Source organism: Xanthobacter pseudotagetidis, from assembly GCF_043194795.2.
GTDB classification, from domain to species: domain Bacteria; phylum Pseudomonadota; class Alphaproteobacteria; order Rhizobiales; family Xanthobacteraceae; genus Xanthobacter; species Xanthobacter tagetidis_A.
Genome location: NZ_CM195534.1, coordinates 2,528,464 through 2,541,578 on the forward strand (window position 1 = coordinate 2,528,464; position 13,115 = coordinate 2,541,578).

The window sequence follows — 13,115 nt, forward strand, 5'->3', positions numbered from 1 at the left end:
GGAAGCTGGAGGCCACGCCCGGAATCGAACCGGGGTGCACGGATTTGCAGTCCGCTGCGTAACCACTCCGCCACGTGGCCTCACGGAGAGGCGTTCTTAAGGGGTTCGCCACACCGGCGCAAGCGTCCGCTCCCGCTTGTCCCCGGCTGCGGCGGCGCCAGGCGGGGGGCGTCGATCCGCAGGAGATCCCGCGCCGGCGGTCGTCAGGAGGCCCCGGTGCGCGCGCTTCCGGCGGCGCGCCGGCGCCGACCGTCCGGGCGCGCGTGCGGACGTCGCCGCCCGTCGATCGCCGCCGCTGCCGCCACCGCGAGCCCGCCCGCCAGCACCCACCAGAACGGGCGCGGGCCGAGGTCGAACGAGAGGTTGGCCTCCAGCACCAGCGCCGGGTCGACGCGGGTGGCGAGGCCGTACCAGGCGGCTTCCATCGCCGCTGTGGCGAGCGCGCTCACGGCCGCCAGCAGGGCCAGGCGGCCGGCCGCGACCGGGGTGCCGCCGCGGAACAGCAGGCGGAATCCGAGCAGATAGGCGAGGACCCCCGCCATGAGCGTGGGCTCGGTCACATCCAGCTTCGACTGGAAGAAGAAATGCAGCGTGCCGAGCGCCGCCGCCCCGTAGGCCAGCCGGTGCAGCCGCGACCAGCCCTGCGCCCCCATGCGGCGGATCGCGGCGTTGGTGGAGGTCAGCCCCAGCGCCAGCAGGATGGCGAGCGCCAGCGCGCCGATGACGAGATAGACCCTGAGCACGATCTCCTGCACCGCCCGCGCCGCGCCCTGGTCGACGAAGAACAGGCCGATGTGGAGGAGCGCATAGCCCAGCGCCGCGAGGCCGAGCGTGCGGCGGGCGAGGATCAGCTTGTTCCAGCCGAAGGTGCGGCGCAGCGGCGTCACCGCGAGGCTGGCGACGAGGAAGCGCAGCGCCCAGAGGCCCGTGAAGTGGATGGCGGCGGACACCGGCCGCGCCCCGAGCCCCCCGCTTGCGGCGATCCAGGAAAGATAGGCGAGCGGCGCGAAGGCAAGCGCCAGCGCGACCGCCTTCTCGGCGCTCAGGGCGCCGGATCTCTCGAAGAGGAGGGGGCGCGCCAGACGCGCGAGCGGGGTAGGGGAGGCGGCAGGCATCGCGCCTTCTACGTCGCCGGTGAGGACCGCGTTACGGCGCGCCCGCGCACGATGGCGTGAGCGCGCCGTCCCATCGGGATCAGGCCGCCAGGTCGCGGTCCAGCTGGGCCTTCAGCGCCGGGTCGATGGCGAGCGCCTGGGCGAGGTTCGCGAGATAGCGCTGCTCGGCCGCGCTGTCGGGGCGGATGGCCATGACCGAGGCGGCGTAGATCTGCATCGCCGCCTCCGGCGAGGTCGCGGCGTTCACCAGGTCCTGGGGATTGACGGGGGTGGAGAGGATTTCCACCAGAACCGCCTGGTCCGGCGCCTGCCCGCCCATGCGCGTCACGCCCTGGGCGATGCGGTTGAGCTCGTCCTGGTCGAGGCTGCCGTCGGCCTGCGCGGCGGCGGCCATGGCGGCAACCAGCACCTGCGAGAAGTGCTCCGGGCCGCCCGGCGCCTGGGCCGGGCTGAAGGCCTGGGCGTCGTCGGCCACCAGGCGCGAGCCGCCGGACTGCGCCTGCCACTTGCGGAAGGCGTTGAACGCCAGCATGCCGATGATGGCGAGGCCGCCATACTTCACGAGGTCGCCGCCGCCGCTCGGCTGGGTGCCACCGGTGGGCTGCGGCGCCGGGGCCGGAGCGGGCACCGGCATCGGGCTCGGCGCGGGCTGCCCCGCCGGGCCGCCGAGGGCGTCCTGGGCGAGATCGCCGAGGCCGCCACCCGCGCGGCCGGCCGCGCCGCCCGCGGCGCCGCCGCCGCCCAGCACCTGGCCGAGGATGTCGCCGAGGCCGCCTGGAAGGCCGCCGGCGCTGCCCGCCTGCCCGCCCGCGCCGCCGCCCAGCACCTGGCCCAGAATGTCGTTGAGGCCGCCGCCGCCCGCGCTGCCGCCGCGCGGCCCGGCGCCGCCGCCGAGCACCTGTCCGAGGATGTCGCCAAGGCCGCCGCCGGCCTGCCCGCCGCGGCCCTGGCCGCCGGCCGCGCCGCCGAGCACCTGGCCGAGAATGTCGCCGAGGCCGCCCGGCAGGCCACCGGCCCCGCCGCCCTGCTGGCCGCCGCCGAGCGCGCTCTGGAGGATCTGCTCCAGGGGGCTGCCGCCCGCGCCGCTGGCGGCCGGCCCCGCGCCGGCCCCGCGCACGCTGCCGCCGCCGAGCGCCGCGCCCAAGAGCTGACCCAGCAGGCTTCCTGCATCCGATGCCATGGCACCCTCCATTGAAAGAACGAGCGAAACCGCTCGGTACGCTCGCACGCCCAGATGACAGGCGCGCGGCAATTCCAGTTCCCCTGGTCCGGCTCACATAGCACGTTCCGCGCGCGGGCCGAATGGCGCCGCCGCGCCACCGGTCAGACCGCGACCGCGGCCTTGATGTGGGGATGGGGATCGTAGCCATCGAACGCCACGTCCTGGTAGCGGAAGGCGAACAGGTCGGTGACCTCGCGGTTCAGCACCAGCCGCGGCAGCGCGCGGGGGGGACGAGACAGCTGCTCGCGCGCCTGGTCGAGATGGTTGAGGTAGAGGTGCGCGTCGCCGAGCGTATGGACGAAGTCCCCCGGCTTCAGCCCGGTCACCTGCGCCACCATGTGGGTAAGCAGCGCATAGGAGGCGATGTTGAACGGCACGCCCAGGAACACGTCCGCCGAGCGCTGGTAGAGCTGGCAGGAGAGCCTGCCGTCCGCGACTGCGAACTGGAACAGGCAGTGGCAGGGCGGCAGCGCCATCTTCGGCACGTCCGCGGGGTTCCAGGCGGTGACGATCAGGCGCCGGCTGTCGGGATTGCGCCGGATGTCGGCGACCACCTGCGCGATCTGGTCGATCACCCCGCCCTCGGGGGTGGGCCAGGAGCGCCACTGGTGCCCGTAGACCGGCCCGAGCTCGCCGTTTGCGTCCGCCCAATCGTCCCAGATGGAGACGCCGTTTTCCTTGAGATACCGGATGTTGGTGTCGCCGGCGAGGAACCACAGCAGCTCGTGGACGATGGACTTGAGGTGCAGCTTCTTCGTCGTCACCAGGGGGAAGCCCTCGGTGAGGTCGTAGCGCGACTGGTGCCCGAACACGCTGAGCGTGCCGGTGCCGGTGCGGTCGTCCTTGCGCACGCCCTCGTCGAGGATGCGCTTCAGGAGGTCATGGTATTGGCGCACGCTCTCACGTCCAGGGAATCGGGAACGGGACATAAGTCTAGGCCCGGGCGATGCAAGGGCCAACGATGCATCCCCCTTATGCCCGGTTTCCAAGGGAGCATCGCAGCGGCGTTTCTGGGCTGCGAGCCGGCATTGTGCGACGCAGCGTTGACATTGGCCTTTGGTCTACCTCACACTTGATCCGTTCCAAGGGGGGCCCCGGAAGGGGCTGAGATTTCGCACGGCCGCCGCCTCTGGGCTGCGGCCACCGCGTTGACCCTTTGAACCTGATCCGGGTCATACCGGCGAAGGGATCGGAACCCCGTGCCTGCGGACGTCCTGAAGAGTCCGCCGCGCGCCGTCTCCTGAAGCTCGAATCCCGGGTCTCGCTGGAAGCGCAAGCTTGAAGGAGATCCGCATGCTCGACGAAAGCTCGACCTCGTCTTTGAAGGTCACCACCGGCCCCCTGGCCTCATCCCGCAAGGTCCATGTGGGCGCCGCGCGGCCCGACGTGCGCGTCGCCATGCGCGAGATCGCCATCTCGGACCCGAGCGAGAAGCCGCTCAAGGTCTACGACACCTCCGGCCCCTACACCGACCCCGAGGCGGTGATCGACCTCACCAAGGGCCTGCCGCAGCTGCGCGCCCAGTGGATTCGCGAGCGCGGCGACGTGGAGGAGGTGGCGGGCCGTCAGGTCAAGCCCGAGGACAACGGCCTGAAGGACGGCCAGTCCTCGACGCTGCCGCAGTTCGACCTCACCGGCCGCAGCCCGCTGCGGGCCAAGGCGGGCAGGCGCCCGACCCAGATGGCCTATGCGCGGGCCGGCATCATCACGCCGGAGATGGAATACGTGGCCGCCCGCGAGAACCTCGCGCGCGCCAACGGCGGCGCCCATCCGCATCACCAGGCCATGGGCCTCGGCGCCACGATCCCGGCCGACATCACCCCCGAGTTCGTGCGCCAGGAGGTGGCCCGCGGGCGCGCCATCATCCCCAACAACATCAACCACCCCGAGACCGAGCCGATGGCCATCGGCCGGAACTTCCTGGTGAAGATCAACGCCAATATCGGCAATTCCGCCGTGACCTCGGGCGTCGCCGAGGAGGTGGACAAATTGGTGTGGGCGATCCGCTGGGGCGCCGACACGGTGATGGATCTCTCTACGGGCAAGAACATCCACACCATCCGCGAATGGATCATGCGCAATTCGCCGGTGCCGATCGGCACCGTGCCGATCTACCAGGCGCTGGAGAAGGTGAACGGCGTCGCCGAGGACCTCACCTGGGAGATCTTCCGCGACACGGTGATCGAGCAGGCCGAGCAGGGCGTCGACTACATGACGGTCCATGCCGGCGTGCGGCTGCCCTACGTTCCGCTCACCGCCAACCGGGTGACCGGCATCGTCTCGCGCGGCGGCTCGATCATGGCCAAGTGGTGCCTCGCCCACCACAAGGAGAGCTTCCTCTACGAGAATTTCGAGGAGCTGTGCGAGATCCTCGCCCAGTATGACGTCGCCTTCTCGCTCGGCGACGGCCTGCGCCCCGGCTCCATCGCCGACGCCAACGACGCCGCCCAGTTCGCCGAGCTGGAGACGCTGGGCGAGCTCACCGAGATCGCCTGGAAGTACGACTGCCAGGTGATGATCGAGGGGCCCGGCCACGTGCCGCTGCACCTGATCCGCGAGAACGTGGAGAAGCAGCTCAAGGTCTGCCACGAGGCGCCCTTCTACACCCTCGGCCCGCTGGTGACGGACATCTCCCCCGGCTACGACCACATCTCCTCCGCCATCGGCGCGGCGATGATCGGCTGGTTCGGCACGGCGATGCTCTGCTACGTGACGCCGAAGGAGCATCTGGGCCTGCCGGACCGCGACGACGTGAAGGCGGGCGTGATCTCCTACAAGATCGCCGCCCACGCCGCCGACCTCGCCAAGGGCCACCCGGCGGCGCGCATCCGCGACGACGCGCTCTCGCGCGCCCGCTTCACCTTCCGCTGGCGCGACCAGTTCGCGCTCTCCCTCGACCCGGAGACGGCGGAGCGCTTCCACGACGAGACGCTTCCCGCCGAGGGCGCCAAGGTGGCGCACTTCTGCTCCATGTGCGGGCCGAAATTCTGCTCCATGAAGATCTCGCAGGAGCTGAAGATCGAGGCCGGCGACATCGCCCGCGCCGAGGCCGACAACCTCGCCTCTGCCGGCATGGCGGAGATGGCGCAGAAGTTCCGCGACGGCGGCGGCAAGATCTACGCCCCCGCGCCGGACGTGGCGCCGCCGCCGGCGGCGGAGTAGCGATCGCCCGCGCCTCCGCCCCGAAACCGGAGGAGGCGCCGACCGCACCGACAGGAAGGGCCCGGCCGCGGCTGCGCGCCGGGCCTTCTGTTTGCAGCGTTTCGCGCCCACGTTCCGGGGCGGGCTGGCGCGCCTTGGGATGAGGTGCCGCGCCCCCTTGAAATCGCGGGCCGGCCCGCGTAGGTTCCGCGCTCTCTCCGCCGCCCCTCGCGGCGCGGACGGCCGTGCAGGTGTAGCTCAGTTGGTTAGAGCGCCGGTCTGTGGAACCGGAGGTCGGTGGTTCGAGCCCACCCACCTGTACCAAATTCGATCAATAAAATCAGAGACGCAGACGCTCCAGGGTGTGATCTGGTCGAGAGTGATTTGCTTTATGTGCCGATAGTGCGCCGGTGCCTCGCGCCTGGTTCAGGCGGGCGTCGGCACACCAAGGCATCTTCACGGTTCATCCCGCGTCCGCGGCTCTTGTCGCTTCGACGCGCCTGAAGCCGGCTTCCAACGCCCCGGCTAGAGCCAGGCGCGCCGCCTATTCCGCCGGAGGCGCATCCAGGTATCGCACCAGGTTGGCGAAGAAGAGGTCGGCCTGCTGCTTGGCGGTGCCCGCCACCAGGCGCTGGCCGAGTTGCGCCAGCTTGCCGCCGATCTGCGCCTCGACCTGGTAGCTGAGGCGCGTGCCGCCCTCCGGCAGGTCGGCGAGCGTCACCAGCGCGCTGCCCTTGGCGAAGCCGGCGATGCCGCCGTCGCCCTCGCCGGTGATGCGGTAGCGCGACGGCGGCTCGCGGTCGGACAACGTCACCTTGCCCCGGAATTTCGCCTTCACCGGGCCGACCTTCGCCACCACCGCCGCACGCATCGTGTCGTCGGATAGCCGCTCGATCTCCTCGCAGCCGGCGATGCAGGCCTTGAGCACCGCCTCGTCGTTCAGCGCCGCATAGACGCGCTCGCGCGGGCAGGCGATGGCGCACTGCCCGGTCATCTCCAGGGCCATGGCCCGTCTCCTTCTCGTCCTCCGGGCCCGGCCTATTCCGCCTCGGAATGGCGGCCGATGTCGCGCCAGATGCGCTCGCACAGGTCGCGGAACTCGGGTAGCAGCCGCACTTGCCGGAAGTCGCGCGGGCGCGGCAGATCGATGCGGTACTCGCTCTTGATCCGGCCGGGCGGGCCTTCCATCACCACCACGCGGTCGGACAGGCCCACCGCCTCCTCGATGTCGTGGGTCACGAACACCACGGATTTCGCGTCCTGGCTCCAGATGCGCAGCAGCTCGCGGCCGAGGATCATCTTGGTCATGGCGTCGAGCGCGCCAAACGGCTCGTCCATGAGATAGAGATCGGGACCGTAGGCGAGCAGGCGCCCGAGCGCCGCGCGCTGGCGCATGCCGCCGGAGATGGCGCTCGGGCGGTAGTCGGCGTAGCGCTCCAGCCCCAGCAGCTTGAGCAGCTCGGCGATGCGCGCCGGCCGGGCGGCCGGCGGCGTGCCGTTCAGCTCCAGCGCGATGGCGATGTTCTCGGACACCGTCGCCCACGGCAGCAGCGTGTCGCGCTGGAACATGAAGCCGACGCGCGGCGGCGGCTCCGTCACCTCCTCGCCGGCGACGACGATGCGCCCGGCCGACACCGGCACCAGGCCGGAGATCAGCCGCAGCAGGGTCGACTTCCCGCAGCCGCTCGGGCCGACGATGGAGAGGAACTCCCCCTCGGCGAGGGTGAGGTCCACGTCCTCGATGACCCGGGCGGTGCCGCCGTCGGGGGAGGGGAAGGTCTTCGACACGCCCACCACGCGCACCCGCGGCGGCGTGGCGCAGACCGCCGGGCTCTCGCCCGGCGGCTGCGAAGATGCGCTCGTCGCGCGCTCCATGAGGGCTGCCATCCCTACTTCGCGGCCAGCTTGGGATCGAACGCCTCTTCCACCGTCACCGGCTTCAGCGTGTCATCCGACACCAGCACGATCTCGTTGAGGTTCTTGATGGAGGCCGGGCTCACCACGCCGCCGGCCGGGGTGCGCGCCACGGCGGTCTTCGCCACCGCCGCGATCAGGCTGGGGGAGAAGTTCGGGTACATGGTGGCGAGCACGGTCTCGGCGAGCTTGGGGTCTGCCTTGAGGTCGGCGATCGCCTTCACCACCGCCTGGGCGAAGGCCTTGGCGGTGGCCGGGTTCTTCTCCACCCACGACTTCAGCACGATGGCGCCGAACGAGGCGTAGGGCATCTCGCGATAGTCGATCACCACCTTGTAGGCGCCGGCCTTCTCCAGCATGGCGGCGACGTCGGTGGTGATGAGCAGGCCCGCGTCCACCTGGCCGCTGTCGATGGCCGCCATCATGGGCACCCCGCCGCCGGTGCCGACGATCTGCACGTCACGCTCCGGGCTGATGCCGGCCTTGGTGAGGGCGTAGCGCAGGGTGTTGTCGGTGAGGCTGCCGGGCGAGGTGATGCCGATCTTCTTGCCCTTGAGGTCCGCATAGTCCTTGCCGGGGAAGGAGGCCTTGGCCATCAGCGCGTAGGAGTGGAACTCGTCGAGCGCGACCAGGATCTGCGCCGGCTGGCGGCGCGCCTTCAGGCGCACCACGTGGTCGGCGGCGCACAGGCACATGTCGATGGAGCCGCTCACCAGCGCCTGCACCGCCGGACCGCCGCCCTTGAAGGCGGTGATCTCCAATTCGATGCCGGCGTCCTTGAAGTAGCCCTTCTCCTTGGCGGTGTAGATCGGCAGCAGCGCCTCGTTGAAGGCGGCGGTGCCGGCGGTGATCTTGGTCTGCGCCGCGGCCGGCAGGCTCAGGCCAGCGAGCGCCGCCGCCGCGAGGGCGAGGGTCTTGAGGCGGAAGTTTGGTGACATCTCTGGCTCCCCTGGAAGGTTGGGACGTGGTGTCACTCCGTGCGCGTTTCCTCGGGACTTTTTGTTTTTGCGTGCCGCGTTCCGGGTCACGGGTTGTTCGGCCTATTTGGCCGGCGTCAGCCAGCGCTCCAGCAGGTTGACGGCCTGGTTCATGAGCACGGCGATGATCATGAGCGCCGTGAGGCCGGCGAACACGCCGGTGGTGTCGAGGCGGCCGGAGGCGTGCTCGACGTACCAGCCGAGGCCGCGATTGGCGCCCAGAAGCTCGCCCAGCACCGAGCCGATGAGCGCGAGGCCGACGCTGATGCGGGCCGCCGCGAACAGCCACGGCAGCATCGCCGGCAGCTGCACCCGGCGGGCGATGAAGGCGGGCGAGGCGCGCATGGACCGCATGAGATCGATATGGTCGCGGTCCACCTCCTTCAGGCCCTGCATGGTGTTGAGCAGGAAGATGAAGACAACGAACGAGAACGCCATCATCACCTTGGAGAGGAGGCCGATGCCGAACCACAGGATGAACAGCGGCGCGAGCGCGATGCGCGGCAGGCTGTAGAGACCCATGATGTAGGGGTCGAGCGCCTCGGCGAGCCTGGGATAGCGCGCCAGCAGCAGGCCGAAGCCAAAGCCCACCAGCAGGCCGAGGGCGAGGCCCAGCAGCGCCTGCCAGACCGTGGCGCTGGAATGCCACCACAAATCGCCGTTGAGGGTGATGCGCCACAGCCGCTCGGCCACCAGCTCGGGGCTGGAGATCCAGAACGGGTCGAGCACCATGTTCGCCAGCACGTACCACGCCCCCACCGACAGGACGAGGACCAGCAGGCGGTCGGTCCACAGCCGCGCCTTGGCGGGGGACAGGAAGGGCTTGGCCGGGCGGGCGCCGGCATCGGTCTCAGCGCTCATGGGCGTTCGGCCTTTCCTGGGGGGACGGGGGAAAGCGCGATGGCGGGGCAAAGCGGGAAGGGCGCCTCATGACACCGCCTCGCGCTCGGCTTCGGCGGCGGCGCGCGTCCGCTCCGCGGCCGGCCCGTAGCCGCCGCCGGTGGGGGTCTCGACGATCACCGCGTCGCCGGCATGGAGAGTCGCCTGGCCACAGCCGCCGAGGTCCTCGACCGAGCCGTCGGCGCGGCGCACGCTGTTGCGACCCAACGCGCCCGGCGCCCCGCCGCCGACGCCGAAGGGCGGCACCCGCCGGTGCGAGGTGAGCACCGCGCATTCCATGGGCTCCAGGAAGCGGATGGTGCGGCGCGTGCCGTCGCCGGCGTTCCAGCGTCCCTTGCCGCCGGAGCCGGGGCGCAGGTGGAAGTCCTCCAGCACCACGGGATAGCGGAACTCCAGCACCTCCGGGTCGGTGAGGCGGGAGTTGGTCATGTGGGTGTGCACCCCGCCGACGCCGTCGAAGCCGGGACCGGCCGGCGCGCCGGAGCAGATGGTCTCGTAATACTGGTAGGTGTCGTTGCCGAAGGTGAGGTTGTTCATGGTGCCCTGGGCCGAGCCGAGCGCCCCGAGCGCCCCGAACAGGCAGTCGGTGACGTTCTGGCTCACCTCCACGTTCCCGGCCACCACCGCCGCGGGATAGACCGGCGCCAGCATGGAGCCTTCCGGCACGACGATGCGGATCGGCCTGAGGCAGCCCGCATTGAGCGGGATCTTGCCGTCGACCATGACGCGGAACACGTAGAGCACTGCGGCCTGCGTCACCGGTCCGGGGGCGTTGAAATTGTCCGGCCGCTGCGGCGAGGTGCCGGTGAAGTCCACCACCGCCTCGCGCTTGTCCTTATCGACGGTCACCTTCACCTTGATGACCGAGCCCTGGTCCAGTTCCACCTCGAAGGCGCAGTCGTCCAGCGTGTCGAGCACCCGCCGCACGCTCTCGGCGGCGTTGTCCTGGACGTGGCCCATATAGGCCGAGACCACGTCGAGCCCGAAATGGGCGATCATCTTGCGCAGCTCGGAGGCGCCGCGCTCGGAGGCGGCGATCTGCGCCTTCAGGTCGTTGACGTTCTGCACCACGTTGCGCACCGGGTAGCGCGCCGAGGTGAGCAGCTCCACCAGCTCCTTTTCGCGGAAGCGGCCTTCCTCCACGAGCTTGAAGTTGTCGATGTAGACCCCTTCCTCCTCGATGTTGGTGGCGCGGGGCGACATGGAGCCCGGCGCGACGCCGCCCACGTCCGCATGGTGGCCGCGGGCCGCCACGTAGAACAGCGTCTTGGCGCCCGTGTCGTCGAACACCGGCGTCACCACGGTGATGTCCGGCAGGTGGGTGCCGCCGTTATAGGGGGCGTTGATGGCATAGACGTCGCCCGGCTTCATGCGGCCGCCATTGGCGCGGATCACGCTCTCCACCGACTTGTCCATGGAGCCGAGATGCACCGGGATGTGGGGGGCGTTCGCCACCAGCCGCCCCTCGGCGTCGAACACCGCGCAGGAGAAGTCGAGCCGCTCCTTGATGTTCACCGAATAGGCGGTGTTCTGGAGCGTCACGCCCATCTGCTCCGCCACCGACATGAAGAGGTTGTTGAAGACCTCCAGCAGCACCGGGTCGGCCTCGGTCCCCAGCGCCGCCGCGTGGCGGGCGGCGACGCGGCGGGTGAGGACGAGGTGGTTGCGCGCCGTGATCTCGCCGGCCCAGCCGGGCTCGATGACGATGGTCTGGTGCGGCTCGATCAGCAGTGCCGGGCCGGCGATGGTCTGGCCGCGCTTCACCTGATCGCGCACGAACACGCCGGCCTCGTGCCATTCGCCCTGGGAGAAGAAGCGGGTCTTCGCGGCGGGCGCGGCGTCGCCGGCCGTGACGGGCTCCTCGGCCTCGTCGATCTTCGAGCCGCCGCCGATGGCCTCGGCCGAGATCGCCTCGATCACCAGCGCCTTGGTGGCGTCGATGAAGCCGAAGCGGGCGCGGTGGGCGGCCTCGAACGCGGCCTTCATGTCCGCCACCGGTCCGAACGGCACCAGCAGCGAGGTATCGGTGCCGGCATAGCGCACATGGGCGCGGCGCATCACCGCGATGTCGGCGGCCGGGATGCCCTGGCCTTCCAGCTCGGCGCGCACCACCCCGGCCTCGACGTCGAGCGCCGCGCGGGCGATCTCGGCGCCGGCGTCGTCGAGCGGCGCCTCCACGGTGCGCTGGCGGGTCGAGCGGATGTCGGCGAGCCCCATGCCATAGGCCGAGAGCAGGCCGGAGAAGGGGTGGATCAGCACCGTGCGCATGCCCAGCACGTCCGCCACCAGGCAGGCATGCTGCCCGCCGGCGCCGCCGAAGCACTGGAGCGCGTATTCGGTCACGTCGTAGCCGCGCTGCACCGAGATCTTCTTGATGGCGTTGGCCATGTTCTCGACCGCGATGCGGATGAAGCCGTCCGCCACCGCCTCCGGCGCGCGGCCGTCGCCGATGCGCGCGGCGAGCGCCTCGAAGGCGGCGCGCACGGTGTCGGTGTCGAGCGGCTGGTCGCGGCCGGGACCGAAGATCTTCGGGAAGAAGGCGGGGTCGAGCTTGCCCACCATCACGTTGGCGTCGGTGACGGCGAGCGGCCCGCCGCGCCGGTAGCAGGCCGGGCCGGGATTGGCGCCGGCCGAATCCGGGCCGACCGTGAGGCGCGCGCCGTCAAAATGCAGGATCGAGCCGCCGCCCGCCGCCACGGTGTGGATCGCCATCATCGGCGCGCGCATGCGCACGCCGGCGACCTCGGTCTCGAACGCGCGCTCATATTCGCCGTCGAAGTGCGACACGTCGGTGGAGGTGCCGCCCATGTCGAAGCCGATCACCTTGCCGAAGCCGGCGATCTTCGCCGTCTCGACGCAGCCCACCACGCCCCCGGCCGGGCCGGAGAGGATGGCGTCGCGGCCCTGGAACAGGCCCGCGTCGGTGAGGCCGCCGGAGGACATCATGAACATGAGGCGGCAGGCGTCGGCGGCTGAATCCCCCTCTCCCGCTTGCGGGGGAGGGACGGGGAGGGGCCCCGTCTCCACCTTGCCCGATGCCTGGAGGACAGCCGCGCCGCTTTCCCCCTCCCAACCCTCCCCCGCAAGCGGGAGAGGGCTTTGCGCGCTACGCCCGGCGGTCAGCTCGCCGGCCACCTGGTCCACGTAGCGGCGCAGGATGGGGGAGAGATAGGCGTCCACCACCGTGGTGTCGCCGCGCCCCACCAGCTTCATGAGCGGGGAGACCTCATGGCTCACCGACACCTGCGGAAAGCCGACCGCGCGGGCGATCTCGGCCACCGCCTGCTCGTGGGCCGGGTAGCGGTAGGCGTGCATGAAGACGATGGCGCAGGCCTCCGCGCCCCGGGCGCGGGCGGCTTCCAGGTCGGCGCGCACCTGGTCGAGGTCGGGCGCGCGCTCGATGGTGCCGTCGGCGCGCACGCGCTCGGCCACCTCCACCACGTCGCCATAGAGCTGCTCCGGCTTGACGATGCGCTTGGCGAAGATGTCGGGCCGGTCCTGGTAGCCGATCCGCAGCGCATCGCGGAAGCCGCGGGTGGTGACGAGCACCGTGGGCGCGCCCTTGCGCTCCAGCAGCGCGTTGGTGGCGACCGTGGTGCCCATCTTCACGGTGGCGATCTCGTCCGCCGGAATGGGCGCGCCGGGCTGAAGGCCCATCAGCTCGCGGATGCCGTGGATGGCGGCGTCGCGATAGGCCTCCGGGTTCTCCGACAGCACCTTGTGCGCCACGAGGCCGCCGTCCGGCCGCCGCGCGACGATGTCGGTGAAGGTGCCGCCGCGATCGATCCAGAAGTCCCACCGAGAACCGTTCATCGTCCGCTCTGTCCCGTCATGTTCCGGCCTGGC

At 70.9% G+C, this 13,115-nt stretch carries 9 protein-coding genes, 2 tRNA genes and 1 riboswitch; of the genes, 2 read left to right on the top strand and 9 right to left on the bottom strand.

Going from position 1 to position 13,115, the window contains the following annotated elements; translation table 11 throughout:
* Window positions 1-6: 6 nt before the first annotated feature.
* The 4 genes from V5F67_RS11530 to V5F67_RS11545 form a co-directional block, all read right to left on the bottom strand.
* A tRNA-Cys gene (locus tag V5F67_RS11530) sits at window positions 7-80 on the bottom strand.
* 123 nt (window positions 81-203) lie between these two features.
* The gene (gene msrQ / locus V5F67_RS11535; RefSeq protein WP_394017696.1) at window positions 204-1,115 is read right to left on the bottom strand and encodes a protein-methionine-sulfoxide reductase heme-binding subunit MsrQ; all 912 of its coding nucleotides are present in this window, start codon (window positions 1,113-1,115) and stop codon (window positions 204-206) included.
* A 79-nt stretch (window positions 1,116-1,194) separates the two neighbouring features.
* Window positions 1,195-2,295, bottom strand: coding sequence for a tellurite resistance TerB family protein (locus V5F67_RS11540; RefSeq protein ID WP_394017695.1), 1,101 nt, complete (start codon window positions 2,293-2,295; stop codon window positions 1,195-1,197).
* A gap of 143 nt (window positions 2,296-2,438) precedes the next feature.
* Window positions 2,439-3,233, bottom strand: coding sequence for a thymidylate synthase (locus V5F67_RS11545; protein WP_394017694.1), 795 nt, complete (start codon window positions 3,231-3,233; stop codon window positions 2,439-2,441).
* Window positions 3,234-3,412: 179 nt separating this feature from the next.
* Window positions 3,413-3,543: riboswitch (TPP riboswitch) on the top strand.
* Window positions 3,544-3,630: 87 nt separating this feature from the next.
* Here V5F67_RS11545 and thiC point away from each other — a divergent pair.
* The gene (gene thiC / locus V5F67_RS11550) at window positions 3,631-5,499 is read left to right on the top strand and encodes a phosphomethylpyrimidine synthase ThiC (protein ID WP_394017693.1); all 1,869 of its coding nucleotides are present in this window, start codon (window positions 3,631-3,633) and stop codon (window positions 5,497-5,499) included.
* A gap of 226 nt (window positions 5,500-5,725) precedes the next feature.
* Window positions 5,726-5,802 (top strand) — tRNA-His (locus V5F67_RS11555).
* Between the two features lie 220 nt (window positions 5,803-6,022).
* On the opposite strand, the gene V5F67_RS11560 is transcribed toward V5F67_RS11555, so the two are convergent.
* The 5 genes from V5F67_RS11560 to V5F67_RS11580 all read right to left on the bottom strand — a co-directional run bounded on the left by V5F67_RS11560 (window position 6,023) and on the right by V5F67_RS11580 (window position 13,082).
* A complete protein-coding gene (locus V5F67_RS11560; RefSeq protein ID WP_394017692.1) occupies window positions 6,023-6,484 on the bottom strand; it encodes an SRPBCC family protein in 462 nt (153 codons plus the stop codon).
* Window positions 6,485-6,516: 32 nt separating this feature from the next.
* A complete protein-coding gene (locus tag V5F67_RS11565; RefSeq protein ID WP_394017691.1) occupies window positions 6,517-7,365 on the bottom strand; it encodes an ABC transporter ATP-binding protein in 849 nt (282 codons plus the stop codon).
* Between the two features lie 2 nt (window positions 7,366-7,367).
* A complete protein-coding gene (locus V5F67_RS11570; protein WP_394017690.1) occupies window positions 7,368-8,330 on the bottom strand; it encodes an ABC transporter substrate-binding protein in 963 nt (320 codons plus the stop codon).
* A 102-nt stretch (window positions 8,331-8,432) separates the two neighbouring features.
* Window positions 8,433-9,230 carry an ABC transporter permease gene (locus V5F67_RS11575; protein WP_394017689.1) on the bottom strand — a complete coding sequence of 266 codons (798 nt, stop codon included), beginning with the start codon at window positions 9,228-9,230 and terminating at the stop codon, window positions 8,433-8,435.
* A gap of 66 nt (window positions 9,231-9,296) precedes the next feature.
* Window positions 9,297-13,082 (bottom strand): hydantoinase B/oxoprolinase family protein, encoded by a 3,786-nt coding sequence (locus V5F67_RS11580; protein ID WP_394017688.1) that lies wholly within the window; start codon window positions 13,080-13,082, stop codon window positions 9,297-9,299.
* Window positions 13,083-13,115 lie beyond the last annotated feature (33 nt).